The 26,722-nt window shown below is 61.3% G+C and carries 18 protein-coding genes; 5 read left to right on the top strand and 13 right to left on the bottom strand.

What is annotated here, in order from left to right:
- The first annotated feature begins 283 nt into the window (after positions 1–283).
- The 4 genes from ptsP to AC6CIA_RS03310 all read left to right on the top strand — a co-directional run bounded on the left by ptsP (position 284) and on the right by AC6CIA_RS03310 (position 7,422).
- A complete protein-coding gene (gene ptsP, locus AC6CIA_RS03325; RefSeq protein WP_498310604.1) occupies positions 284–3,142 on the top strand; it encodes a phosphoenolpyruvate--protein phosphotransferase in 2,859 nt (952 codons plus the stop codon).
- Positions 3,143–4,084 (top strand): 1-phosphofructokinase, encoded by a 942-nt coding sequence (gene pfkB / locus AC6CIA_RS03320; protein WP_498310603.1) that lies wholly within the window; start codon positions 3,143–3,145, stop codon positions 4,082–4,084.
- An 11-nt stretch (positions 4,085–4,095) separates the two neighbouring features.
- On the top strand, positions 4,096–5,814 hold the full coding sequence (locus tag AC6CIA_RS03315) for a PTS fructose-like transporter subunit IIB (protein WP_498310602.1): 1,719 nt from the start codon (positions 4,096–4,098) through the stop codon (positions 5,812–5,814).
- A 66-nt stretch (positions 5,815–5,880) separates the two neighbouring features.
- Positions 5,881–7,422: an alkaline phosphatase D family protein gene (locus tag AC6CIA_RS03310; RefSeq protein WP_498310601.1), complete on the top strand. Its 1,542-nt coding sequence runs from the start codon at positions 5,881–5,883 to the stop codon at positions 7,420–7,422.
- Here AC6CIA_RS03310 and AC6CIA_RS03305 read toward each other — a convergent pair.
- From AC6CIA_RS03305 to AC6CIA_RS03275, 7 genes are all read right to left on the bottom strand, one after another.
- Complete coding sequence (locus AC6CIA_RS03305; protein WP_498310600.1) at positions 7,364–7,768, bottom strand: endonuclease domain-containing protein; 405 nt, start codon at positions 7,766–7,768, stop codon at positions 7,364–7,366. The genes AC6CIA_RS03310 and AC6CIA_RS03305 overlap by 59 nt on opposite strands.
- A gap of 511 nt (positions 7,769–8,279) precedes the next feature.
- Positions 8,280–10,805 (bottom strand): PepSY domain-containing protein, encoded by a 2,526-nt coding sequence (locus AC6CIA_RS03300; RefSeq protein ID WP_498310598.1) that lies wholly within the window; start codon positions 10,803–10,805, stop codon positions 8,280–8,282.
- Between the two features lie 182 nt (positions 10,806–10,987).
- A complete protein-coding gene (locus AC6CIA_RS03295) occupies positions 10,988–12,151 on the bottom strand; it encodes a type III PLP-dependent enzyme (RefSeq protein WP_498310597.1) in 1,164 nt (387 codons plus the stop codon).
- A gap of 477 nt (positions 12,152–12,628) precedes the next feature.
- Entirely contained in the window at positions 12,629–13,786 is a 1,158-nt protein-coding gene (locus tag AC6CIA_RS03290; RefSeq protein WP_084376356.1) for an osmoprotectant ABC transporter ATP-binding protein OsmV, read from the bottom strand.
- Positions 13,783–14,436, bottom strand: coding sequence for an ABC transporter permease (locus AC6CIA_RS03285; RefSeq protein ID WP_498310596.1), 654 nt, complete (start codon positions 14,434–14,436; stop codon positions 13,783–13,785). The genes AC6CIA_RS03290 and AC6CIA_RS03285 overlap by 4 nt, the downstream gene beginning before the upstream one ends.
- A gap of 14 nt (positions 14,437–14,450) precedes the next feature.
- Entirely contained in the window at positions 14,451–15,344 is an 894-nt protein-coding gene (locus tag AC6CIA_RS03280; RefSeq protein WP_498310595.1) for a glycine betaine ABC transporter substrate-binding protein, read from the bottom strand.
- 20 nt (positions 15,345–15,364) lie between these two features.
- Entirely contained in the window at positions 15,365–16,114 is a 750-nt protein-coding gene (locus AC6CIA_RS03275) for an ABC transporter permease (RefSeq protein WP_498310843.1), read from the bottom strand.
- A 295-nt stretch (positions 16,115–16,409) separates the two neighbouring features.
- Here AC6CIA_RS03275 and AC6CIA_RS03270 point away from each other — a divergent pair, with 295 nt between their 5' ends.
- Positions 16,410–17,993, top strand: a complete 1,584-nt coding sequence (locus AC6CIA_RS03270; protein ID WP_339528959.1) for a peptide chain release factor 3 — start codon at positions 16,410–16,412, stop codon at positions 17,991–17,993.
- Positions 17,994–18,463: 470 nt separating this feature from the next.
- On the opposite strand, the gene AC6CIA_RS03265 is transcribed toward AC6CIA_RS03270, so the two are convergent.
- From AC6CIA_RS03265 to AC6CIA_RS03240, 6 genes are all read right to left on the bottom strand, one after another.
- Positions 18,464–20,722 carry a TonB-dependent siderophore receptor gene (locus AC6CIA_RS03265; protein ID WP_498310594.1) on the bottom strand — a complete coding sequence of 753 codons (2,259 nt, stop codon included), beginning with the start codon at positions 20,720–20,722 and terminating at the stop codon, positions 18,464–18,466.
- A 395-nt stretch (positions 20,723–21,117) separates the two neighbouring features.
- Positions 21,118–22,089, bottom strand: a complete 972-nt coding sequence (locus AC6CIA_RS03260; RefSeq protein WP_339528957.1) for a peptide ABC transporter ATP-binding protein — start codon at positions 22,087–22,089, stop codon at positions 21,118–21,120.
- Positions 22,089–23,057, bottom strand: a complete 969-nt coding sequence (locus AC6CIA_RS03255; protein ID WP_498310593.1) for an ABC transporter ATP-binding protein — start codon at positions 23,055–23,057, stop codon at positions 22,089–22,091. The genes AC6CIA_RS03260 and AC6CIA_RS03255 overlap by 1 nt, the downstream gene beginning before the upstream one ends.
- A 10-nt stretch (positions 23,058–23,067) precedes the next feature.
- Entirely contained in the window at positions 23,068–23,979 is a 912-nt protein-coding gene (locus AC6CIA_RS03250; protein ID WP_339528955.1) for an ABC transporter permease subunit, read from the bottom strand.
- A gap of 10 nt (positions 23,980–23,989) precedes the next feature.
- On the bottom strand, positions 23,990–25,000 hold the full coding sequence (locus AC6CIA_RS03245) for an ABC transporter permease subunit (RefSeq protein WP_339528954.1): 1,011 nt from the start codon (positions 24,998–25,000) through the stop codon (positions 23,990–23,992).
- 73 nt (positions 25,001–25,073) lie between these two features.
- The gene (locus tag AC6CIA_RS03240) at positions 25,074–26,669 is read right to left on the bottom strand and encodes an ABC transporter substrate-binding protein (protein WP_339528953.1); all 1,596 of its coding nucleotides are present in this window, start codon (positions 26,667–26,669) and stop codon (positions 25,074–25,076) included.
- Positions 26,670–26,722: the final 53 nt, after the last annotated feature.

Raw genomic sequence — 26,722 nt, 5'->3', positions numbered from 1 at the left:
CTTGTTTTTTGGAGCTTGCCCCGACATTTTGGCCAATCGTAACCGATTACTGCAGGCGACTAATGTCGCACGACAAGCGCCGAGCGGTGCTTCAAGGATGCAGAATTAACAAGTAATCTGCCATAAATTCTAGATTAAACGTTTCAGCAAGGGTATTTTTACGATGTTCGCCACAGGACGGTCACTGCCATCTGACCGCTCAGTCAGTCGTTATTGAACCCGTTTACCCTGTTTTATTCAAAACAATACCTAGTGCGCACGTCGCACTAACTAGGAGAAAGGCATGCTCGAGCTCACCGTAGAGCAGATATCCATGGGCCAGGTGGCTGTGGATAAATCTGCTGCCTTGCAACTGCTGGCTGACAATCTGGTCGCCGACGGCCTGGTTGCCGAGGGTTATCTGAAGGGCTTGCAAGCCCGTGAAGCCCAGGGCTCGACCTTTCTTGGCCAAGGTATTGCGATTCCCCACGGCACCCCGGAAACCCGCGACCAGGTATTCACCACCGGGGTGCGTTTGCTGCAGTTCCCCGACGGAGTGGACTGGGGCGATGGCCAGATCGTCTATCTGGCGATTGGCATTGCCGCCAAATCCGATGAACACCTGCGTCTGCTGCAACTGTTGACCCGTGCCCTTGGCGAGACCGATCTGGGCCAGGCGCTGTCGCGCGCCAGCTCGGCCGAAGGGCTGCTCAAACTGCTGCAAGGCGCGCCGCAAGAGCTGGCCCTGGATGCGCAGATGATTGGCCTGGGCGTCTCGGCGGATGATTTCGAAGAACTGGTCTGGCGCGGCGCGCGGTTGTTACGCCAAGCCGACTGCGTGAGCAATGGGTTTGCCGCCGTGTTGCAACAGGTCGAAGCCTTGCCGTTGGGGGATGGCCTGTGGTGGCTGCACAGCGAGCAAACGGTCAAGCGTCCGGGCCTCGCCTTCGTCACCCCGGATAAACCCATGCGTTACCTGGGGCAGCCGTTGAACGGCCTGTTCTGCCTGGCCAGCCTTGGCGAAGCCCACCAAGCGTTGCTCGAACGCTTGTGTGCGTTGCTGATTGAAGGACGGGGTCAGGAACTGGGGCGCGCCACCAGCAGCCGCGCGGTCCTCGAAGTGCTGGGCGGTGAATTGCCCGCCGATTGGCCGAGCGCGCGTATCGCCCTGGCGAATGCCCACGGCTTGCACGCCCGTCCGGCGAAGATCCTCGCGCAATTGGCGAAGAACTTTGAGGGTGACATCCGTGTACGCATTGTCGACGGGCCGGGTGCTGCGGTGTCGGTGAAAAGCTTGAGCAAGTTGCTCAGCCTCGGCGCCCGTCGCGGCCAGGTGCTGGAGTTTGTCGCTGAACCCGGAATCGCTGCCGATGCCTTGCCGGCTTTGTTGGCGGCGGTAGAGGCAGGTCTGGGTGAAGACGTCGAGCCGTTGCCGACGGTCAGCAGCGTGGTTGAAGTGCTCGAGGTCGAGCCGCTGATCAGCGCGCCGGCGTCCGGCAGCCTGGTCCAGGCCATCGCCGCGGCCCCCGGCATCGCTATCGGCCCGGCGCATATTCAGGTGTTGCAGCCGTTCGAGTATCCGCTGCGCGGCGAGTCGGCCGGGGTTGAACGCGAGCGCCTGCAAGCTGCGCTGGCCGAGGTGCGCCGCGATATCCAGGGTCTGATCGAGCGCAGTAGCGCCAAGGCCATCCGGGAAATTTTCATCACGCATCAGGAAATGCTCGACGACCCGGAGTTGACCGACGACGTCGACACGCGTCTCAAACAAGGCGAAAGCGCCGAAGCGGCCTGGATGAGTGTGATCGAGGCTGCCGCCAAACAGCAGGAGTCCTTGCAGGATGCCTTGCTCGCCGAGCGCGCCGCCGATCTGCGGGACATTGGCCGTCGGGTGCTGGCGCAGTTATGTGGTGTCGATACGCCGCAAGAACCTGACGAACCCTACATTCTGGTGATGGATGAAGTCGGTCCCTCGGACGTGGCCCGCCTGGACCCGACGCGGGTCGCCGGGATTCTCACCGCGCGCGGCGGCGCCACCGCCCACAGCGCCATTGTTGCCCGTGCCCTGGGCATCCCGGCGCTGGTAGGCGCAGGCGCCGCGGTGTTGCTGCTGGCACCGGGTACGCCGCTGTTGCTGGACGGCCAGCGGGGGCGCCTGCATGTGGATGCCGATGCTGGCACCTTGCAGCGCGCCAGCGAAGAGCGCGACAGCCGCGAGCAACGCCTCGCCGCCGCCGCCGCCCAGCGCCATGAGCCGGCCCTGACCCGCGACGGGCATGCCGTCGAAGTGTTTGCCAATATTGGCGAGAGCGCAGGTGTCGCCGCGGCGGTGGAGCAGGGCGCCGAAGGCATTGGCCTGCTGCGCACCGAACTGATTTTCATGGCTCATCCACAAGTCCCGGACGAGGCCACCCAGGAAGCCGAATATCGCCGTGTGCTTGACGGCCTGGCGGGGCGGCCGCTGGTGGTGCGTACCCTGGACGTCGGTGGCGACAAACCGTTGCCTTACTGGCCGATTGCCAAGGAAGAAAACCCGTTCCTCGGCGTACGCGGCATTCGCCTGACCCTGCAACGCCCGCACATCATGGAAGCGCAACTGCGTGCCCTGTTGCGCTCGGCGGACAGCCGCCCACTGCGCATCATGTTTCCCATGGTCAGCAGCGTCGATGAATGGCGCCAGGCCCGCGAAATGACCGAGCGGCTGCGCCAGGAAATCCCGGTCGCGGACTTGCAACTGGGGATCATGATCGAAGTGCCGTCGGCGGCCTTGTTGGCACCGGTACTGGCCAGGGAGGTGGACTTTTTCAGCGTCGGCACCAACGACCTGACCCAGTACACCCTGGCCATCGACCGCGGCCATCCGAGCTTGTCGGCCCAGGCCGATGGTCTGCACCCGGCGGTCTTGCAGTTGATCGACATCACCGTGCGCGCTGCGCATGCCCACGGCAAATGGGTTGGGGTATGCGGTGAATTGGCGGCGGACCCGCTGGCCGTGCCGGTGTTGGTCGGCCTGGGCGTGGATGAGTTGAGCGTGTCGGCCCGCAGTATTCCTGAAGTGAAGGCGCGGGTCCGTGAATTCAGTCTGAGCGAGGCCCGGGGCCTGGCGCAAAAAGCCCTGATGGTGGGTTCGCCCGCCGAAGTGCGAGCCCTTGTGGAGGCCGTGTAAATGGCAAGGATTTTAAGCCTGACGCTGAACCCGGCGCTGGACCTGACCGTACGCCTGACGCGCCTGCAGCCGGGCGAAGTCAACCGCAGTGAAACCCTGCTTACTCACGCCGCCGGCAAGGGCGTGAATGTGGCCCAGGTGCTGGCCGACCTCGGGCACCAGGTGACCGTGAGCGGCTTTCTTGGGCAGGACAATCCCCAGGCGTTCGAGGCCTTGATCGCCCGTCGCGGTTTTGTCGATGCGTTTGTCCGCGTGCCGGGCGAAACCCGCAGCAATATCAAGATTGCCGAGCAGGACGGCCGGGTGACTGACGTCAACGCGCCGGGCCCGCTGGTCAGCGCGCAGGCCCAGCAGGCGTTGCTCGATGAGTTGGCGCGGATTGCGCCGGGGCATGACTCAGTGGTGGTCGCCGGCAGCCTGCCTCGCGGTGTCAGTGCGCAGTGGTTGCTCACGTTGTTGCTGCAATTGAAGGACCTGGGTTTGAAAGTTGCGCTGGACACCAGCGGAGATGCCCTGCGTGCCGGTCTGGCGGCCGGCCCGTGGTTGATCAAACCCAATACCGCCGAATTGGCCGAGGCCCTGGATTGCCCGACCGACACCGTCGAGCAACAGGCGCTGGCCGCTGAGCGCTTGCACCGGCAAGGTGTCGAGCATGTGGTGATTTCCCACGGTGCGGAAGGCGTCAATTGGTTCAGTCCTGGCACTGCGCTGCACGCGACACCGCCGCAGGTCAGGGTGGCCAGCACGGTTGGCGCGGGTGATTCGTTGCTGGCCGGGATGCTGCACGGTTTGCTCGAGTCGGATCAACCCGCAAAGACCCTGGGCCGCGCCACGGCGATTGCCGCCATGGCCGTGACGCAGATCGGTTTTGGCATCAGCGATGACGCGCAGTTGGCGCGCCTCGAAAGCGGCGTCGTTGTGCGCACGCTGACAGAACAATAAGAGGGTTTGTGATGAATTTAGCCATAGTTACCGCCTGTCCCAACGGCATGGTCACCAGTGTGCTGTGCGCCCGCTTGTTGGACGCTGCCGCGCAGCGCCAGGGTTGGAGCACCAGCGTCGAGGTGGTGGACGCCCAGCATCCCGAGCGTGAGTTGTCGCAGGCCACGATTGACGCCGCCGAATGGGTCTTGCTGGTCAGCAGCACGCCGGTGGATATGCAGCGTTTTGTCGGCAAGCGAGTATTCCAGAGCACCCCGGCGCAGGCGCTGCAGGACGTTGAGGCGGTGCTGCGTCGAGGCGCCGATGAAGCGCAAGTCTACGTCGCTTCCCAAGCGCCGCACGCTGCGCGCACTGCACCACGCATCGTGGCAATCACCGCCTGTCCGACGGGCGTGGCGCACACCTTCATGGCCGCCGAGGCCTTGCAACAAACCGCCAAGCGCCTGGGTTATGACTTGCAGGTGGAAACCCAAGGCTCCGTGGGCGCCCGTACGCCCTTGAGTCCGCAGGCCATCCGCGATGCCGACGTGGTACTGCTGGCGGCGGATATCGATGTGGCCACCGAGCGGTTTGCCGGCAAGAAAATCTACCGCTGTGGCACCGGGGTTGCGCTCAAGCAATCGGAAGCGATCCTTAATAAAGCCCTCGCCGAGGGTGTGCAGGAAAGCGCAGCCAGCGGTGCGCCGGCCAAATCCGAGAAAACCGGCGTCTACAAGCACCTGCTGACCGGCGTGTCGTACATGTTGCCGATGGTGGTGGCCGGTGGTCTGTTGATCGCCCTGTCGTTTGTCTTCGGCATTCATGCCTTTGAAGAACCAGGCACGTTGGCGGCGGCGTTGAAAAGCGTCGGCGACCAGGCCTTCATGTTGATGGTGCCGTTGCTGGCGGGGTATATCGCCTACTCGATTGCCGACCGTCCCGGCCTGGCGCCCGGGATGATTGGTGGCCTGCTGGCCAGCACCCTGGGCGCGGGGTTTATCGGCGGGATCCTCGCCGGTTTCCTGGCTGGCTACTGCGTGAAACTGATCACCCGCGCGGTGCGTTTGCCGCAGAGTCTGGAAGCGCTCAAGCCAATCCTGATCATCCCGTTGCTGGCGAGCTTGTTCACCGGCCTGGCGATGATTTATCTGGTGGGGCCGCCGGTGGCGAAGATGCTCGTCGGCCTGACGGATTTCCTCAGCAACATGGGTACGGCCAATGCGGTGCTGCTGGGTATCCTGTTGGGCGGGATGATGTGCGTCGACCTGGGCGGGCCGATCAACAAGGCGGCCTATGCGTTTTCCGTGGGCTTGCTGGCGGCCCAGAGTGGCGCGCCGATGGCCGCCACCATGGCCGCCGGCATGGTGCCGCCGATTGGCATGGGCATCGCCACCTTTCTGGCACGGCGCAAGTTTGCCCAGACCGAACGTGAAGCCGGCAAGGCTGCGCTGATCCTGGGAATGTGCTTTATCTCCGAAGGCGCGATTCCGTTTGCCGCCAAGGACCCGTTGCGGGTGATCCCGGCGAGCATTGCCGGGGGCGCACTCACCGGGGCGTTGTCGATGTATTTCGGCTGCAAGCTGATGGCGCCCCACGGCGGCTTGTTTGTGATGCTGATCCCGAATGCGATCAATCATGCGCTGTTGTATTTGCTGGCGATTGTCGCCGGCAGCCTGTTGACCGGGTTGGTGTATGCCTTGATCAAGCGTCCTGAAGCGGTCGAGCTGGGCGTCGCCCCGGCCAACGCCTGAGCACTGTCACATCCGCTTCATCGGCGCATGCTTAAGTTTCTCTTTTGATCCATCGAGGGAAACTGCATGAGCCACTTTGATCTCGGCCGCCGCCGCGTAATGCAAGTCGTGGGTGCCGGCCTGTTGCTGCCAGGCCTGGCACCGGCGGTGATTGCCTCGGTCAAGGACCGGCCGCAACTCACCGACGGTGTGCAGTCGGGCGACTTGCTGGGTGATCGGGCGATGATCTGGAGCCGCAGCGACCGCCCGGCACGCATGGTCGTGGAGTGGGACACACGCAGTGTATTCAGCAACCCGCGCAAGGCAGTTTCGCCCCTGGCAGACAGCCGCAGTGACTTCACCGCCCGCGTCGAACTCAGCGGATTGCCCGCTGACCAGGCGATTTTCTACCGCGTGTATTTCGAAGATGCCCAGACCGGCGTGGCCAGCGAACCCTGGTTCGGCCACCTGCGCAGCGTGCCGCAACAGCGCCGCGATATCCGTTTTGTCTGGAGTGGCGACACCGTCGGCCAAGGTTTCGGTATCAACCCGGACATCGGGGGCATGCGCATCTACGAAGCCATGCGCCTGCGCCTGCCGGACTTTTTTATCCACAGTGGCGACACCATCTACGCCGACGGTCCGGTGCCGGCCGAACTGCCCACCGAAGGCGGGCGCATCTGGCGCAACCTCACCACCGAAGCCAAAAGCAAAGTCGCCGAAACCCTGGATGAATATCGTGGCAACTACCGCTACAACCTGATGGACGACAATCTCCGGCGTTTCAACGCCGAAGTACCGCAGATCTGGCAGTGGGACGATCATGAAGTGATCAATAACTGGTCGCCCGGCAAGCAACTGGATGAGCGTTACCAGACCAAGGACATCAACACCTTGGTCGGCCGCGCGCGCCAGGCCTGGCTGGAATACGCGCCGATGCGCTTGCAGAGCGCCGACCAGGGCGGGCGCATTTATCGCAAGCTCAGTTATGGGCCGTTGCTGGACGTGTTCGTGCTCGACATGCGCAGCTACCGCACCGCCAACGACGATAATCTTGGCGCTGCCAAACCCTTCCTGGGGCGCGCGCAACTGGACTGGCTCAAGCGCGAACTCAAGGCCTCCAAAGCCCAGTGGAAGGTGATCGCCGCCGACATGCCGATCGGCCTGGGTGTGCCCGATGGCGAAGTCAGCCCCGGCGTGCCGCGCTGGGAAGCGGTCGCCAACGGTGACCCGGGCCCGGCCCAGGGCCGCGAGCTGGAAATCGCCGAACTGCTGGGGTTCTTGAGGGCGCAGGAAGTGCGTAACTATGTGTGGTTGACCGCCGACGTGCATTATTGCGCCGCGCATCACTACCACCCGGAGCGTGCGGCGTTTCAAGACTTTGAACCGTTCTGGGAGTTCGTCGCCGGGCCGTTGAACGCCGGCAGCTTTGGGCCTAATCCGTTGGATAAAACCTTTGGTCCGGAGGTGGTATTCGAGAAAGCCCCACCGGCGCAAAACACCTCGCCGTTTGCCGGGTTTCAGTTCTTCGGTGAAGTGCAGATCGACGGGCAGACGGCGGAGTTGACGGTTATTTTGCGCGATCTGGATGGGGTCTCGGTGTTTGAGCAGAAGCTGCAGCCGGTGTGACGGTGTGCAGGATCTGTTCGAGGACGGCGTTCATTTGCTGCAGGATTTGCAGATTGCTGAAGCGCAGTAACTGGATGCCTTGCTGGTGCAGATAGTGGGTCCTGCGTTGGTCATAGGTGATGTGCAGTGGATCGTAATGTTGACCGCCGTCCAGTTCTATCGCGAGTTTTTTCTCGACGCAGTAGAAATCGAGGATGTAAGGCGGGCAGGGCACCTGGCGGCGAAACTTGAGATTGGCGATTTGGCGGGAACGCAGTTGTTGCCAGAGACGTTGTTCACAGTCGGTCTGATGGGTGCGCAGGTGTTTGGCGAACTGGCGTTGGTTGGGAGTGGGGCGGGTTGGCATGCTTCACGGTCCTTGTGAAGTTTAGGCGAGATTTGAGTGTAGTCGGGATTATGGAACTGGCTGAAATCGCCCCCCTCACCCCAACCCTCTCCCCAGAGGGTAGAGGGGGCCGATTGGGGGATGTTTGAAACATACATCGACCTGAACGTACTGCGCTGAATCCTTAACCGTCTCGGTCTTTCAGGTCGCGAAATTTCTTCGCACACCTCGGTCAGTTCCCTCGCCCCTCTGGTGAGAGGGTTAGGGTAGGTACAAACCGGGTACAAAAAGCGCCCATTGAGCCAGCGTTACGGCGTCAGCCCCGCGACCGAGGATCCACGCAAATCATTGATCGTCTGCGCGTATCGAGCCAGTAAAGGTGTAAACGATGTCCCCGGTCTCAATAGTAAGAGGATGTTTGCAGGCGGTGTTGAATCCATCATCGACTCGGACTTTCAGGTCGCGAAATTTCTTCGCACACTTCGGTCAGTTCCCTCGCCCCTTGGGGAGAGGGTTAGGGTGAGGGGGGAGGTCAGTACACATCCCGCCGATAGCGCCCTTGCTCAATCAGTCGTTCCACGGCCTCGCTACCCAGAATATCCACAAGGGCCTGGTCCACCCCATTCGCCATCCCCTGCAAACTCCCGCAGACATAGATCGCCGCGCCTTCCGCCAGCCATTTGCGCAGCACTTCGGCAGATTCACGCAAACGATCCTGAACGTAAATCTTCTCCGCTTGATCGCGGCTGAACGCCAGGTCCAGCAACGCAAGGTCACCGCTGGACAGCCAGCCTTGCAGTTGATCCTGGCAGAGGTAGTCATGGGCGATGTTACGTTCGCCGAACAACAGCCAGTTACGCTGCTGGCCGTCGGCAATCCGTGCCTTGAGCAGGCTGCGCAAGCCGGCGAGGCCGGTGCCGTTGCCGAGCAGAATCAATGGCACGGGCTCAGCGGGCAGGTGGAAACCGCTATTACGCCGCAGCTTCAGGCTGATCGCTGAACCCACTGGCGCCTGTTCGGTGAGCCAGCCCGAGGCCAGGCCCAGGCTGCCGTCGGCATGACGCTCCTGGCGTACGATCAGCTCCAACACACCCTCGCTGGCAATCGAAGCGATGGAGTATTCGCGCATGCCCAACGGCACCAGCGCATCCACCAGCGCTTGGGCGTGCAGGCCGACCAAATGCGCGCGGTTGCCCGGTAACTGGCGGCTGGCCAGGGCGTATTCGAGGCTCTGGGCCAGGCCATCGATCACCACTGTGTCACTGTCGGCGATGCCCAGGCCTGCGAGAAAACCTTCGATGGCCTGGGAACCATTACGCGGCAGGACTTCCACCAGGTCTCCTGCCAGCCAGTCCCGTGGGCCTGGTGGCGTAAGCCCGAGCAGGTAAACACCCGAGCCACTGCTGTCGGGATTGAGCAAGGTACGTTGGCTCAACGTCCAGCTTTCGTAACGGGCGCCGGCCCATGCCGCCGTCGGCGCATGGCCGGTGATTTGGCTCAACTGGTGTTGCCAGTGCAGCAGGGCGTCTTGGTCCCCGCTGTCGACTTCAATCGGCGCGAACAGCGCGTTGCCGCCTTGATTGATCAGCCAGAAATGCAGGCGTCGGGCAAAACCGCAGAAGTGCTCATATTGGCGATCCCCCAAGGCCAGCACCGAATAACTCAAGTCTTTGAGCGGCAGGTCGCGGCCCAACATGTTGCGTTCAAACCCGCGAGCATTGTCAGGCGCCTGACCATCGCCGAAGGTACTGACGACAAACAGTGCATGTGCCGACTGACGCAAGTCGTCCTCGCTGACGGAGCCAAGCGATTGCACCTTCACCGGCAGCCCGGCGGCTTGTAATTGCCCGGCGGTTTGCCAGGCCAGTTGTTCGGCAAAGCCGCTTTGGCTGGCGAACCCGATCAACCAGGCCGGCGCACTGCTGTGGTTCTCTGCGAGGCCTTCGCGCGCATCGCGAACCTGACGTTTTTTGCGACGGCGATCCAGGTACAGCAGCCAGCCGGTAATAAAGAACAGCGGCATGCACAGCGAGGCAAGAGTGACGATGATCCTGCCGGGCAGACCAAAATAGCTGCCGACATGCAGCGCGTAGAGGCTGGTCAGCAACTGCGCCTTGAGGCTTTTTTCGGCGTAGCGGGCATGGCTGTTGACGTCGCCGGTGGCCGGATCGAGGTTGAGCTGGTTGCGCGCAAGGTTATGCGGCGAGTTCTGCAGCAGGTAGTAGACCGTGGCCGGTTGTCCGGCGACGGCTGGCATGCGGATGTTGTAGGCACTCAAGTCCGGGCCGGCGTTGCTGTAGATGCTGCTCCACATCGCCTCGTAGTTGGCGGTGGGCGCGGGGCCCGCAGGTGCCGGACCGCGCTGGCGTACCCGTTCGCTTTGCGGGGCGTCCGACAGCAATCGGGTCAGGCCTTTGCTGTACCACTCGTAGGACCAGGACAGGCCAGTGAGTGCGGCGAGCAGGTAGAACAACAAGCACCAGGTGCCGAACACCGAGTGCAGGTCCCAGTTGAAGCTACGGCCTTTTTTGCGCCAGTCCAGCGTCAGCCAGGCGCGCCAGCTTGCCACTTGGCGCGGCCAGCGCAGATACAGCCCGGACAGGCAGAAGAAAATCAGGATCAGCGTACAGGCGCCGGTGATGCGTTGGCCGGTTTCGCCCATCGCCAGAAAACGGTGCAGTTGCAGCAGGAAGTCGAAGACGTCCTGGCCCACGGCGTCACCCATGTAGTCGCCGGTGTACGGATCGAAGTAGCGCATCTGACCCCGGCGTTCACCCGGTGGCGGCGTGAACAATACCCGGGCGGCGTTGCTGCTCTCGCTTTCCACCCACAGCATGGACACGGTCTTGCCTTCGCTGGCTTCAAGCGTGCGCACCAGTTCGGCGGGCGGCAGTACGCCAGCGGGACGTTTTTCGACGGTCAACACCGTCGGATTGAGCGCCCGCAGAATTTCATCCTGAAACGAGACCGAGGCTCCGGTGATCCCCATCAAGGCCAACACCAGCCCGGCGCTAATGCCGAAAAACCAGTGCAACTGAAATAGGGTTTTCTTCAACACGTCGGAGCGCCTCGCTGATCTGGATGACATTTCACGGCGCGCATTATGCCGTGAGTTGTCGAGAAACGTTCTTTTTTACACACAAAAGCCCCGGGCATCCGATGCGCGGGGCTTTTGCGTTAAGCAGGTACAAAAAGCCCGTGAAGATCACGGGCTTTTTTTCTTGCAGCGTGGCGTTGCGCTTACACGTAGAAAGATTTCAGCGGCGGGAAGCCATTGAACTCAACCGCGCTGTAGCTGGTGGTGTAGGCGCCGGTGGACAACCAATACAGACGATCACCGATGGCCAGGTTCAGCGGCAGGCCGTACTTGTAGTTTTCGTACATGATGTCGGCGCTGTCACAGGTAGGACCGGCGATGACCACTTCTTCCATCTCACCTTTCTTCTCGGTCCAGATCGGGAACTTGATGGCTTCGTCCATGGTTTCGATCAGGCCGGAGAACTTGCCCACATCCGTGTACACCCAGCGCTCGACGGCGGTGCGGGATTTACGTGCCACCAGCACCACTTCACTGACCAGGATACCGGCGTTGGCAATCAACGAACGGCCCGGTTCCAGGATGATTTCCGGCAGGTCGTCGCCGAAGTCTTCCTTGAGGAAGCGGATGATTTCCTCGGCGTAGGTTTCCAAGGTGTTGGTGCGGGTGATGTAGTTGGCCGGGAAGCCGCCGCCCATGTTGATCAGCTTCAGGTGGATGCCGTCTTCTTCTTTCAGACGCTCGAAGATCACTTTTACCTTGGCGATGGCGGCGTCCCAGACGCTGATGTCGCGCTGTTGCGAGCCGACGTGGAACGAGATGCCGTAAGGCACCAGGCCCAGGTCGCGGGCCAGGATCAGCAGGTCCATCGCCATGTCGGTCTGGCAGCCGAATTTGCGCGACAACGGCCAGTCAGCCGTGGTCGAGCCTTCGGTGAGAATACGCACATAGACTTTCGAGCCCGGCGCGGCCTTGGCAATGTTGCGCAGGTCGGCTTCGGAGTCGGTGGAGAACAGGCGCACGCCCTTCTCGTAGAAGTAGCGGATGTCCTTGGATTTCTTGATGGTGTTGCCGTAGCTGATACGGTCGGCGCTGACGCCACGTTCCATCACCTTGTCCAACTCGTAGATGGAGGCGATGTCGAAGCTCGAGCCTTTGGCTTTCAGCAGGTCAATGATCTCGACCGCCGGGTTGGCCTTGACCGCGTAGTACACCTTGGCGAATTCGAAACCGGCGCGCAGGTCATCGTAGGCCTGGCTGATCATCGCGGTATCGATGACCACGAACGGGGTTTCTTGCTTGTCGGCGAACGCCTTCATTTTGTCAAAGGTGGCGCGCGCGAAATAATCTTCGACGTTGATCGACATGCTGGGAACTCCTAAGGGCAAACTGAAATTAGCAATGGGTGCAAATGAACGTCCTCCGTATCCCCACTTTGGTTCGCCTACTTCCCAAGGCATGTCGCCGAAAGCAAAAAGGCCACGGGATCACGCTTCCCTTGGCCTTGCTGTCTCGTCGTCAGTACTTGAGCCGGATGGATCGTTTCCAGCATGGACGTTCGGCGCGAACTTTAGGGCTTGATGGGCCAGGGATCAACTAAAAATGTCGCGTTTTTGCACGCGTTCGTCGCGCGATAGCGTGCAGCTACTTATGTAACCGACAGGTGTGACGGAATGATGTTCCCCGGTTGGGGCAAATGGGTGGGATTTCACTGACACACCAGGGATCCAAATGTGGGAGCGGGCTTGCTCGCGAAGGCGACCTGTCAGTCAATATTTCAGTGACTGATACAGCGCTTTCGCGAGCAAGCCCGCTCCCACAGTTTTTAACCGAGTGGTGTCGGATCAGGCCAGGGCGGTTTCGGCGGGCGATACGATGCTGGTCTTGCCGCCACGGGACTTGCCGGAACTCAGGTACTCGGCAATCGACTCCTGGGTGACCTCCCCGAGGAAGACCCGCTCGGCATCCATCACCGGCAGCCACGAGCGATTGAACTCGTACATCCGTGACAGCAGGATGCGCAAGTGCTCGTCGAACGCGGCGGTGGCATTGAACTCGCGCAGGTATTGGCCGCAAGTACCGGTCTGACGGTGCAGGTCGCGACGTCTTACATAGCCCAGCGCCTTGTTCTCGGCGCAAGTGACCACCACGTAGCGACGGTCATGTTCGTCCATCAATTCCAGGGCGTCGGCCACCGGAGTTTCCGGGCTCACCGAGGGCGCGTTGTCCGCCGCGTCTTCGGCTTTCACCAGCAGCAGGCGCTTGAGGGTGCTGTCCTGCCCGACGAAGTTGCTCACGAACTCGTCGGCAGGGTGCGCCAGCAGCGTGTCCGGGTGATCGATCTGCAACAGTTTGCCGGCGCGGAAGATGGCGATCTTGTCGCCGAGCTTGATCGCCTCGTCAATGTCGTGGCTGACCATGATCACGGTCTTGTTCAAGGCGCGCTGCATTTCAAAGAACTCGTTCTGGATCATCTCGCGGTTGATCGGGTCGACCGCGCCGAACGGCTCGTCCATCAGCAGCAACGGGGCGTCAGCCGCCAGGGCGCGGATCACGCCGATGCGCTGTTGCTGGCCGCCGGACAGTTCACGCGGGTAGCGATGCAGGTATTGCTTGGGTTCCAGTTTGATCATGCTCATCAACTCGCGGGCGCGGTCGTGGCATTTCTGCTTGTCCCAGCCGAGCAGTTTCGGCACGACCACGATGTTTTCCTCGATGGTCATGTTGGGGAACAGGCCGATCTGCTGGATCACGTAGCCGATGTTGCGACGCAGGGTCACCTCATCCAGGTCGGTGGTGTCTTCGCCGTTGATCAGAATCTTGCCCGAGGTCGGCTTGATCAGGCGGTTGATCATTTTCAGCGTGGTGCTCTTGCCGCAGCCCGACGGGCCGAGGAATACGCAAATCTCGCCTTCGTTGACGGTCAGGCTTACGTCGTTGACGGCAGAAACAGTCTTGCCGTTGCTTTGAAAAGTCTTGGTCAGGTTTTGAAGTTCGATCATTTGAGCAGTCCTTTTGGAGTCAGCGAGCGTTGCAGCCATTGCAGAAGCAGGTCGGCGAAGATCGCCAGGAGACTGACCAGCACGGCGCCAACGATCAGCATCGACATGTCGCTGCGGCTGATGGAAGCCAGAATCAGTACACCCAGGCCGCCAGCGCCGATGGTGGCGGCGATGGTCATCACGCCGATATTCATCACCACGGCGGTGCGCACACCGGCGAGGATCACCGGCACCGCAATCGGTAACTCGACCATGCGCAGGCGCTGGCCGAAGGTCATGCCGATACCGCGGGCGGCTTCGCGAATGCCCGGCTCCACGCCGGTCAGGGCCAGGTAGGTGTTGCGCATGATCGGCAGCAGCGAGTAGAGAAACACCGCGGTGATTGCCGGCAATGGCCCCAGGCCCTGGCCGAACTTGGAATAGAACGGCAGCAGCAGGCCGAACAGGGCGATGGACGGCACCGTCAGCAGCACGGTGGCGCTGGCTTGCAGTGGACCGGCCAATGTGGGGAAGCGTGTCATCAGCACCCCCAACGGCACGCCAACGACAATCGCGAAGATTACCGCGATGCCTACCAGCGTGATGTGTTGGCCGGTCAAGTGCAGGACCAGGGCCCAATCGAGATGGGAAAAGGCGTTCAGAAATTCCATGTCTTCTCCTCTAATTAGTTGAGCGAATGTTGACGCAGGAAGTCGGCGGCAACCGCGGAAGGGCTTTCATGATCGACGTCGACCCGTGCATTCAACCGGCGCATGGTTTCGTCATCGAACAGTTCCGCCAGGGGTTTGAGCTCGGCCGCCAGTTGCGGATGGGCGTCGAGGTAGGCCTGGCGAATCACCGGGGCGGCGGTGTAGTCCGGGAAGTAGTGCTTGTCGTCTTCCAGCAACTTCAGTTTGAAAGCACTGAGGCGTCCGTCGGTGGTGTACACCAGACCGGCAAACACCTGGCCATTGCGCAGTGCGGTGTAGACCAGGCCAGCGTCCATCTGGCGCGTGTTTTCGCGGGACAGGTTCATGTCGTATAGCTTGACCATGCCGTCCAGGCCGTCGGAGCGGTTGGCGAATTCGGTATCCAGGGCGACCAGGTGATTCTTTTGGGTGTCCTTGGCCAGCGCTTGGGTCAGGTCGCTGATGGTGTTGATATGCGGGTATTGCTTGGCCACCTTCTCCGGCAAGGCCAGCGCGTAGGTGTTGCTGAAACGCGAAGGCGATAGCCAGGCGAGGCCTTTTTTCGCGTCGAGTTCTTTTACTCGAGCGTAGGACTGTTCGCTGTTGAGCTTTTCATCGACATGGTTGTAAGCCACCAGCGACACGCCGGTGTACTCCCAGAGCAAATCCAGTTGCCCGCTTTCCTGGGCACTGCGCGCCAGGTTGCTGCCCAGGCCGCCGGTGACATGCGGGGCATAACCCTTGGTTCGCAGGTACTGCGCGGTGATTTCGGCCAGCAGGGTCTGTTCGGTGAACACCCGGGCGCCGATGCGGATCTGCGGTTTTTCAGCGGCTTGCGCAACGCCGGCCAGCAGCAGGATGCAGCTCACTATCAAAGTCAGTTTTTTCATGTTGATTCCTTTGCCAAGCCTTAAGACGGACGCAGCCCACGTTCCAGCCAGAGACGGCTGGCCAGGGTCACCAGGCCGTCGAGCAGCAACGCCAGCAACGCGGTGCACGCGGCGCCGAGCAGCAGTTGCGGCTGATTGTTCAGGGCGATGCCGGGGAAAATCAGGCTGCCCAGGCTGTTGGCGCCAATCAGGAACGCCAGCGGTGCGGTACCGACGTTGATCGCCAGCGCCACGCGCACACCGCCGATGATGATCGGCACGGCGTTCGGCAACTCGACGCGAAACAGCACCTGGCGCGGGGTCATGCCGATGCCGGTGGCGGCTTCCTTGAGGGAACCCTGGACGTTTTTCAGGCCTTCGTAGGTGTTGCGCACGATGGGCAGCAAGGAGGCGAGGAACAGGGCAAAAATGGCGGGGCCGCTGCCGATGCCGAGGACACCGAGGGCGATGGCCAGTACGGCCAGGGGAGGAACGGTATTGCCGATATTGAAGATCTGCATGAAGCGTTCTGCGCGTGCGGCCATATTCGGTCGGCTAAGCAGGATACCGGCGGGAATCCCCACAATCAGCGCAGCGAGCATGGAGACAAGGACGAGAATCAGGTGAGCTTGCAGGTAAAACAACAAATCGTCGCGGTACAGTTCGATCGTGTTGATGCCGATCCAGTGGACCAGCAGGGCCAGAAGGGCGACGACAACCGCTCCCCCTATCAGCCCTTTGCCATAGCGAATAGCCACAGGCGGACTCCTATTTTCAGTCGGCGAGCACATTGCGTCGTGGCATGCCATTTCTGGCTGCCTCGGAATGTGGTCGCGAAATGCAGCTCGTCAATACCGGCAAAGCGGCATGAGATCGAGCCATGAGCGCAGCCTCGTCAGGCTAACTTGCTGATTTTTCAGCCCCTGTTACGAGTGCGGTAGCAGGGGGAGTGGACGTCTCTACCTTTTAAAAGGTTCCACACTTGGCAGTATTTAGCCACCCCCAACCGGGTGAACGGTGGTCCGGTGTGCTGGGTTTAGGCTATACTCGCCGCCCTTTTTTGACTCACCTGCCAGGCGATTTCCCATGACCCACCAGGCCGCCGAAGTCGCGAAACGCCGCACTTTCGCCATTATTTCCCACCCCGATGCCGGTAAGACCACCATCACCGAGAAGCTTTTGCTGATGGGCAAGGCGATCGCAGTGGCCGGCACGGTGAAGTCGCGCAAATCCGACCGCCATGCCACCTCCGACTGGATGGAAATGGAGAAGCAGCGGGGTATTTCCATTACCACGTCGGTCATGCAGTTTCCGTATCGCGAGCACATGATCAACCTGCTCGACACCCCGGGCCACGAAGATTTCTCTGAAGATACCTATCGCACCCTGACCGCAGTGGACTCGGCCCTGATGGTCCTCGACGGTGGTAAAGGCGTTGAGCCACGGACCATCGCACTGATGGACGTTTGCCGTCTGCGCGACACGCCGATTGTCAGCTTTATCAACAAACTCGACCGTGATATCCGCGATCCGATCGAACTGCTGGATGAAATCGAAGCCGTCCTGAAGATCAAGGCCGCGCCGATCACTTGGCCGATCGGTTGCTATCGCGACTTCAAGGGTGTGTACCACCTGGCCGACGACTACATCATTGTCTACACCGCCGGCCACGGTCATGAACGCACCGAAACCAAGATCATCGAGAAACTCGACTCCGACGAAGCCCGCGCGCACCTGGGCGACGAGTACGAGCGCTTTGTCGAGCAACTGGAGCTGGTGCAGGGCGCCTGTCACGCATTCAACCAGCAAGAGTTTCTCGACGGCCAGTTGACCCCAGTGTTCTTCGGTACCGCCTTGGGCAACTTCGGTGTCGACCATGTGCTTGACGCCGTGGTGGACTGGGCCCCACGCCCACTGGCGCGGGTCGCCAACGAGCGTACGGTCGAGCCGGTCGAAGAGAAATTCAGCGGTTTTGTGTTCAAGATCCAGGCAAACATGGACCCCAAGCACCGCGACCGTATCGCCTTCATGCGGATCTGCTCCGGCAAATACGAAAAAGGCATGAAGATGCGCCACGTGCGCACCGGCAAGGACGTGCGCATCGGCGACGCCTTGACGTTCTTCTCTTCCGAGCGTGAGCAACTGGAAGAGGCTTACGCCGGTGACATCATCGGCCTGCACAACCACGGCACGATCCAGATCGGTGACACCTTCAGTGAAGGTGAAAGCCTGGGTTTCACCGGCATCCCGCACTTCGCCCCGGAACTGTTCCGCCGCGTGCGCCTGCGCGACCCGCTGAAATCCAAGCAATTGCGCCAGGGCCTGCAGCAATTGGCGGAAGAGGGCGCGACCCAGGTATTTTTCCCCGAGCGCAGCAACGACATCATCCTCGGCGCGGTCGGTGTGCTGCAGTTCGATGTGGTCGCCAGCCGCTTGAAAGAGGAATACAAGGTTGAATGCTCCTACGAGCCAATCACCGTGTACTCCGCGCGCTGGATCGATTGCAGCGACAAGAAGAAGTTGGAGGAATTCTCCAACAAGGCCGTGGAAAACCTCGCGGTCGACGGCGGTGGTCACCTGACCTACCTGGCTCCGACCCGGGTCAACCTGGCGCTGATGGAAGAGCGCTGGCCGGACGTGAAATTCCGTGCGACCCGTGAGCATCACTAAGGGTTGGCGGTAGAAAAAGGCGGAGCTGTGATGGCTTCGCCTTTTTTTTGCGGTTTTTTTGCTGGTGGGGGGAAGCGGGGGGCGTTGGCCATCAGGCTGGGGGCCGTCTTGGGATCCACCCCTCACCCTAACCCTCTCCCCAAGGGGAGAGGGGACTGACTGAAGTGTGCTGAGATAATTGGCGACCTGGTAGTCCGAGTCGATTATGGATTGTCTGCTGATGCAGCGCCCGGTGGGTTCAGTTGGGAATCCATAATCGACGCGGTATTTCAGATCGCAGATTATCTGCGCACATTTCGGTGTACCGATGATGGGCATGCTCAGCTGTAAATCCACAATCGACTCGAACTACCAGGTCGCCGATTATCTCAGCACACTTCGCTCGGTCCCCTCGCCCCCTGGGGAGAGGGTTAGGGTGAGGGGCGTCACCGTCAACGCTGCATTTTTTAACGCTCGAAAACGCCCAACCCTCAGAACGAAGCCGTCACCGAAGCAAAATAGGCGCGGCCCGGTTCGTTGTAGGTTTGCGCGCCAGCGTCGTCGGCATTGCCTTTGCGGTACAGGCGCTTGTCCAGCAGGTTGTTGATGCCCAGGCGTACGCTCAGGTGCTCGTTGAATTCATAGCCGCTGCTCAGGCCCACCAAACCGTACGGGTCGACATCCTGCTGGGCCGTCCGATCATAGTCGTTGGCACTGCGTGAGTTGAGGGTTGGCGCGTGCTGTTTACCGTAGTAGGTCCCGCTGACCTGGAACGAGAGTTGGTCGCTGGCCTGCCAGTCCAGCGTGGTGTTGAGCGTGTATTTGGGGATGACGCTCAGCGGCTCGCCGGTGTCCTTGTCCTTGGAATCGATCATGTAAGTGAGGTTGGTATTCCAGTCCAGGTCGTCGCGCAGACGCATGAACAGGTTGCCTTCGATCCCCTGGACCAGCGCGGGTCCGCTGTTTTCCCACTCCAGCACTCGGCGACCGTTGCTCAGGCGGAACGCCGCCGTGTTGCTGGCGTTGATCTTGTTTTTGTAGTCATTGCGAAAGTAGGTCGCGCTGGTACGCCAGCTGCCCTTGTCGAACGTCAGGCCGATTTCCTTGTTGACGCTGATTTCCGGTTTCAGGTCCGGATTGCCCACCAGGTAGCAACCATCCAGGTTGGCTTCAGCGGCGTTGCAACCGTTGCCACGGCTGTATAGCAAATAGTTGGGGTTGGACTGATACAGGTTGGGGGTCTTGTAGGCTCGGGCAATGCCGCCCTTGAGGCTCAGTTCATCGGTCAACGGGTGCGAGGCGTTGAGGCTCGGGCTCCAGTTGCCGCCGTATTTTTGGTGATCGTCAAAGCGCAGGCCGGGCGTGATGATGGTGTTGCTGCCCACCTCGATGTTGTCTTCGGCGAACAGCGCGTAACTCGACGCGGTGGTTTTGCTGCTGTTGCGGTTGAAGCCCGGGATGTTCGGAACGCCGCCGGTGCCGGGATCGTAGCTCTGCGAGCGTAGCGAGCCCGCATCGTTCATCGATTCGTAGAGGTATTCGCTGCCCAGGGTCAGCACTTGCTCGGCGCCGAAGCTCAGCGGCAGGTTAACCTCGGCGCTGGCCCGGGTGTTGCGCAGACGCGACTCGAATCGGCCGGCGTTGGCGGACGGCGCGCCTTCGCCGGAACCGGCGAGGCCTTCGTTGAGACGCTCGTTGCGCGTCAGGTCGTGGGACAGCGACGCCAGCGTCGAGCCCCAGTCAAACTCGCCGCGGTGCGTGGCGGAAAAACTGCTGCGCTGAATCACGCTGGTTTCCTTGCCCACCAGGCTGTCGACGAATGCGCCGCCACCGTTGAGCATGGTGTCGCCGGCAAAGATGTTGCCCTGACGGCTGTAGCTGGCTTCCAGGTCCAGGGTTTGCTCGGGACTGAACTGCCAACTGAGCAAACCGTTGACGTCCTTGTTGCGCACGCCCTCGCGACCGGCCACCAAGCCGTCGGCGGTGGCCTGTTGGGCCTGGTTGATCGTCGCGTCGTCGGCGTCGGTCTTGTTCAGGCCGCCGTAGACCCGGAACGCCAGGCTATCGCTCAACGGGCCGCTGAGGTTGAAGTTGGTACGTTTGCTCGTGCCTTCGGCATCGTCCTCGGGCAGCGAGACGTAGGTTGTCAGCGCGCCATGCAACTGATCGGTGGGGCGTTTGGTGATGATGTTAATCACCCCGCCCATGGCGCCCGAGCCGTAGCGGGCAGCGGCCGGGCCACGGAGGATTTCAATGCGTTCGACTTCTTCGGCCGGCACCCAGTTGGTTTCGCCACGGGTGTCCCGGTCACCGCTCCAGCCGTAACGCACCGCGTTGCGTGAGGTCGAGGGCTTGCCATCGATCAGGATCAGGGTGTTTTCCGGGCCCATGCCGCGCAGGTCGATCTGGCGATTGTTGCCACGGCTGCCGCTGGAGCTGTTGCCAGTCAGGTTGACGCCGGGCTCGCGACGAATGATGTCTGACAGATCGTTGGTCGGTGGGCGTTTCTTGATGTCTTCGGCGGTGATGATCGACACGCCGGGAGCTTGTTTCAGTTCTTCGGCAGCGGTACCCAGAACACGGGTTTCTTCCAGCTCCAACGCTTGGGAAGTGCCGTCGACAGGCAGCTCTGTAGCCTCTATCGGCACTGTGTCTCGCTCTCTTTCCAGGGTGTCCGCCAGGAGTGCGGGGGCGCAGAGGGTGGCGATAAACGCCAGTGAGAAATGGCTAAGCCTGAATCGAGGCGACATGTCCGCAAAGTCCTTTAGGGAAGGGGGCAACTGAGTGAGATGCACCAGAGTCGCCTTCCTGCAGCGAGGTCTTCGTTTGCCGACAGCCATATCCGGTGCGCTCCATGGCTCGGAATGGTATTGATTCTCAAATAAAAGTAAATTGCATTTACAAACTATACACTTTGGCCATTGACCTTTGTGCCTACCGCAAGAGCAAAAAAGCCCCCCCGCCAGACTGATGCGCAATCTGACGGGAAGGGCTGTAGAACTCAGTATCACCGCACTCCCCTGTAGCAGGGGGCTTGTGTGGGAGTGGGCTGGTGTGGGAGCGGGCTTGCTCGCGATGCAGGCACCTCGGTACATCAGTTACACCGCAGTGATGCTATCGCGAGCAAGCCCGCTCCCACAGGGCCTTACATGACAAATTGCTCGGCGTAATGACAGGCCACCTGGCGGTTATCCAACGGCCGCAACAGCGGCTCCTCGGTGCTGCACCGCTCGGTGGCATACGGGCAACGCTTGTGGAATGCGCATCCCGGTGGTGGGTTCAGCGGGTTGGGCAACTCGCCGACGATCTTGATCTTCGGTTTGTCCGGGTCCGGGTGAATGGTCGGGGTGGCCGACAGCAGCGCCTGGGTGTACGGGTGCAAGGGGCGGGCGTAGATGTCTGCTTTCGGACCCACTTCCACGGGCCGACCGAGGTACATCACCATCACGTCATCGGCGACGTGCTGCACCACCGCCAGGTTGTGGGAAATGAACACGTAGGCGGTGTTGAATTCCTGCTGCAAATCCATGAACAGGTTGAGCACCTGGGCCTGGATCGACACGTCCAGCGCCGAGGTCGGTTCGTCCGCCACCAGCACTTTGGGTTGCAGCATCATCGCCCGGGCCAATGCGATGCGCTGGCGCTGGCCGCCGGAAAACATGTGCGGGTAGCGCTGATAATGCTCGGGGCGCAGGCCAACCTGCTTCATCATCGCCTGGACTTTTTCGCGGCGCTCGGCGGCGGACAGGTTGGTGTTGATCAGCAGCGGCTCGCCCAGTTGATCACCGACTTTCTGCCGCGGGTTCAACGAGGCGTACGGGCTCTGGAATACCATCTGCACGTCTTTGCGCAGCTGTTTGCGCTGGGCCTTGTCGGCACCGGCGACTTCCTGGCCGGCGATTTTCAGCGAGCCTGAAGACGGTTCTTCAATCAGTGTCAGCGCCCGGGCCAGGGTGGATTTGCCGCACCCGGATTCGCCGACGACCGCGAGGGTCTTGCCGGCTTCCAGCTCGAAGGACACACCATTGAGGGCGCGCACGGTGGCGTGGCCCTTGAACAGGCCACGGGACACTTCGTAGTGACGGGTCAGGTCGCGGGCGGTAAGAACGACGGCCATTACGCCACCTCCTGGTTCAAGGGGTAGAAGCAGCGTGCAAGGCTGTTGGTTTTCGGATCGAGGGCTGGGCGCTCGGTGCGGCAGTTGTCACGCACGTAGGGGCAGCGCGGCGACAGCAGGCAACCCTGCGGGCGGTCATAACGACCGGGAACGATACCCGGCAGCGTGGCCAGGCGCGTGGCGCCGAGGCTGTGCTCTGGAATCGCCTTGAGCAGCGCTTCGCTGTACGGATGCGCCGGGATGTCGAACAACTGCGGCACTTGCCCGACTTCCACGGCCTGGCCGGCGTACATCACACACACACGTTGGGCGGTTTCCGCGACCACGGCGAGGTCGTGGGTAATCAGCACCAGGCCCATGTTCTGCTCTTTTTGCAGCGCCAGCAGCAGCTCCATGATCTGCGCCTGGATGGTCACGTCCAGCGCAGTGGTCGGTTCATCGGCGATCAACAGTTTGGGCTCGCCGGCAATCGCCATGGCGATTGCCACGCGTTGGCTCATCCCACCCGACAACTGGTGCGGGTAGGCGTCCATGCGGCTGGCGGCGCCAGGGATTTCGACTTTTTCCAGCAGCTCGATGGCGCGTTTTCGTGCTTGCTTGCCAGACATTTTCAGGTGCAGGCGCAGGACTTCTTCGATCTGGAAGCCCACGGTGTAGCTCGGGTTCAGCGCGGTCATCGGGTCCTGGAAGACCATCGCCAGGTCTTTACCGACAATCTGCCGGCGCTGGCGGTTGCTCAACTTGAGCATGTCTTTGCCGTCGAAGTTCAGCGCGTCGGCGGTGACGATACCGGGGTGCTCGATCAGGCCCATCAGCGCCATCATGGTCACGGATTTACCCGAACCCGACTCGCCCACGATCGCGAGGACTTCGCCCTTGTCGACGCGGATGTCGAGGCCATCGACCACCGGCACGGCGGTCTTGTCGCCGAAGCGGACATTGAGATTCTTGATTTCTAGCAGTGACATGGGAATCTCCTCAGGCGGCATTCTTGAGTTTCGGATCCAGCGCATCGCGCAGGCCGTCGCCCATCAGGTTGATTGCCAGCACGCTGAGCAAAATGGTCAAGCCCGGCAGGCTCACGACCCACCAGGCACGTTCGATGTAGTCACGGGCCGAAGCCAGCATGGTGCCCCACTCCGGGGTTGGCGGCTGTACGCCAAGGCCGAGGAAGCCAAGGGCGGCGGCATCGAGGATTGCCGAGGAAAAGCTCAAGGTCGCCTGGACGATCAGCGGTGCCATGCAGTTAGGCAGCACGGTGATGAACATCAGGCGTGGCAGGCCGGCACCGGCGAGGCGGGCGGCGGTCACGTAGTCGCGGTTCAATTCGCCCATCACCGCGGCGCGGGTCAGGCGCACATAGGACGGCAAGGACACGATAGCGATGGCAATCACGGTGTTGATCAGGCCAGGGCCGAGGATCGCGACGATGGCCACCGCCAGCAGCAGCGACGGCAGAGCCAGCATGATGTCCATCAGGCGCATGATGGTCGGGCCGAGCAGGCGCGGGAAGAAGCCGGCGAACAGCCCCAGCAGGATCCCCGGGATCAGCGACATCACCACCGACGACAGGCCGATCAGCAGCGACAGGCGCGAGCCTTCGATCAGCCGCGAGAGCAAATCACGGCCCAGTTCGTCGGTGCCGAGCAGGAACTGGATCTGCCCGCCTTCCAGCCATGACGGCGGGGTCAGCAGGAAATCACGGTATTGCTCGCTGGGGTTATGCGGGGCGACCCAAGGCGCGAAGATCGCGCAAAACACGATCAGGCTCATGAACAACAGGCCGGCAACCGCGCCTTTGTTCTTGGAGAAGGCTTGCCAGAATTCTTTGTACGGGGACGGATACAGCAGGCTTTGATCGACTGCTACCGCGGGAGTAGGTGTGGTCATGGTGATGATCTCAGCGCTGATGACGGATGCGTGGGTTGGCGAGGCCGTAGAGGATGTCCACCACGAAGTTCACCAGAATCACCAGGCAGGCGATTAACAGGATGCCGTTCTGCACCACGGGATAGTCCCGTGCGCCAATGGCTTCGATCAGCCATTTGCCGATGCCGGGCCAGGAGAAAATGGTTTCGGTGAGGACCGCGCCGGCCAGCAATGTGCCGACTTGCAGGCCGACCACGGTCAGCACCGGGATCAGCGCGTTGCGCAGGCCGTGGACGAACACCACGCGCGCCGGCGACAGGCCTTTGGCCTTGGCGGTGCGGATATAGTCTTCGCGCAGGACTTCGAGCATCGATGAACGGGTCATCCGCGCGATCACCGCCAGCGGGATAGTGCCGAGCACGATGGCCGGCAGGATCAGGTGGTGCAGGGCATCCCAGAACGCGTCCGGCTCGTCGGCCAGCAGCGTGTCGATCAGCATGAAGCCGGTGCGCGGCTCGATGTCATAGAGCAGGTCGATACGCCCGGAAACCGGAGTCCAGCCCAGGCTCACGGAGAAGAACATGATCAGGATCAGGCCCCACCAGAAGATCGGCATCGAATATCCCGCCAGGGAGATGCCCATCACCCCATGGTCGAACAGGGATCCTCGCTTCAAGGCCGCAATCACCCCGGCCAATAGCCCAAGGATGCCGGCGAACAACAACGCGGCCATGGACAATTCCAGGGTCGCGGGGAACAGCGCGGTGAACTCGGTCCACACGCTGGTACGGGTACGCAGGGATTCGCCGAGGTCGCCCTGGGCGAGTTTGCCGACGTAATCCAGATATTGCGCATAGAGCGGTTTGTTCAAGCCAAGGCGTTCCATTGCCTGGGCGTGCATTTCCGGGTCAACCCGGCGCTCGCCCATCATGACTTCTACGGGGTCGCCGGGAATCATGCGAATCAACGCAAAAGTCAGCAACGTGATGCCGAAGAACGTGGGGATCAATAACCCCAATCGGCGGGCAATAAAACTAAACATCGTGTTGTGTACCTCAATCAGCCGGTTAGGCAAGTCCGGCACCGTCAACGTCGAGGGTGCCGGGCGTTTCTTATTACTTCACCTGGGTGGTGGCGAAGTTATTGTTGGTCAGAGGGCTTTGGATATAACCCTCGACGTTCTTGCGCATGGCCGTGAACATTTTCGGGTACGCCATGGGAATCCACGGTTGGTCCTTGTCGAAAACGTCCAGCGCTTGTTCATAGAGTGCGGCGCGCTGTGCGGGTTCAGCGATGGCGCGCGCCTTGTCGATCAGCCCCTGGAACTCTTCGTTACACCAGCGGGCGTAGTTTTCGCCGTTTTTTGCTGCGTCGCAACTCAGGTTCGGCGTGAGGAAGTTATCCGGGTCGCCGTTGTCCCCGGCCCAGCCCGCCGAAACCATGTCGTGCTCGCCGGCTTTCGCGCGCTTGAGCATTTCGCCCCATTCCATGACCTTGATGTTGACCTTCAGGCCAATTTCGGCCAAATCCGCTTGCATGCGCTGGGCGCCAAGCATCGGGTTGGGGTTGGTCGGGCCGCCGCCGTTGCGCGTGAACAAGGTAAATTCGGTGCCTTCGGGCACGCCGGCTTCCTTGAGCAGGGCGCGAGCCTTGTCCAGGTCGCGGGGCGGGTTCTTCAGCTTGTCGTTGAAGCCCAGCAGCGTCGGCGGGTACGGGCCGGTGCCTACCACCGCGTTGCCTTTGCCGTACAGCACCTCGGTGTAACCGGCCTTGTCGAACGCGATGTTGATCGCGTGCCGCACGCGGGCGTCGCTCATGTACTTGTGGGTGGTATTCAGGGCGGTGTAGCTGGTGGTCATGGCCGCCAGTTCACTGACTTTCAGGTTCGGGTCTTGCTTGATGCTCGGCAGGTCATCGGGTTTTGGGTACAGCGCGATCTGGCATTCGTTGGCCTTGAGTTTCTGCAGGCGCACATTGTTGTCGACGGCGATGGCCAGGATCAGCGGGTCGGCTGGCGGCTTGCCACGGAAGTACTCCGGGTTGGCCTTGAAGCGCACTTGGGCGTCTTTCTGGTAGCGGGTAAAGATGAACGGTCCGGTGCCGATCGGCTTGCTGTTGAGTTCGTCGGTCTTGCCGGCGGCGAGCAGCTTGTCAGCGTATTCGGCGGAGTGGATGGCGGTAAACGGCATTGCGACATCGGCCAGGAACGGTGCTTCGGGGCGTGTCAGGGTGAAGACCACGGTGTGGTCATCAGTCTTCTCGACACTTTTGAGCAGTTCCTTGAAGCCCATGCTTTCGAAATAGGGAAAGCCGGTGGTGGATTTGTTGTGCCACGGATGTTTCGGGTCCAGTTGACGCTGGAAGCTCCAGAGCACGTCGTCGGCATTCAGGTTACGCGTGGGTTTGAAGTAGGCGGTGGTGTGGAACTTGACGTCATCGCGCAGGTGGAAGGTGTAGGTCAGGCCGTCCTCACTGATATCCCAGGACTTGGCAAGTGCCGGCACGATCTCGGTGGTACCGGGCTTGAAGTCCACCAGGCGGTTGAACATGGTTTCGGCGGCAGCGTCGGCGGTGACGGCCGTGGTGTACAGGACCGGATCGAAGCCTTCCGGGCTGGCTTCGGTGCAGACCACCAGCGGCTTGGCCGAAACGCCGATGGCAACGCTCAACAGCGCAGCGGCAATGGCAGCTTGTAACGGGAGCATTTTCATCAAGAGCCCTCTGCAATCGATGGGACCAGACAAACGTAGACGGCAGGCTCTTC

The organism is Pseudomonas sp. GQ91 (genome assembly GCF_059758795.1).
The sequence above is the reverse complement of the archived record's forward strand: the minus strand, read 5'-3'. Positions and strand labels throughout refer to the sequence as shown.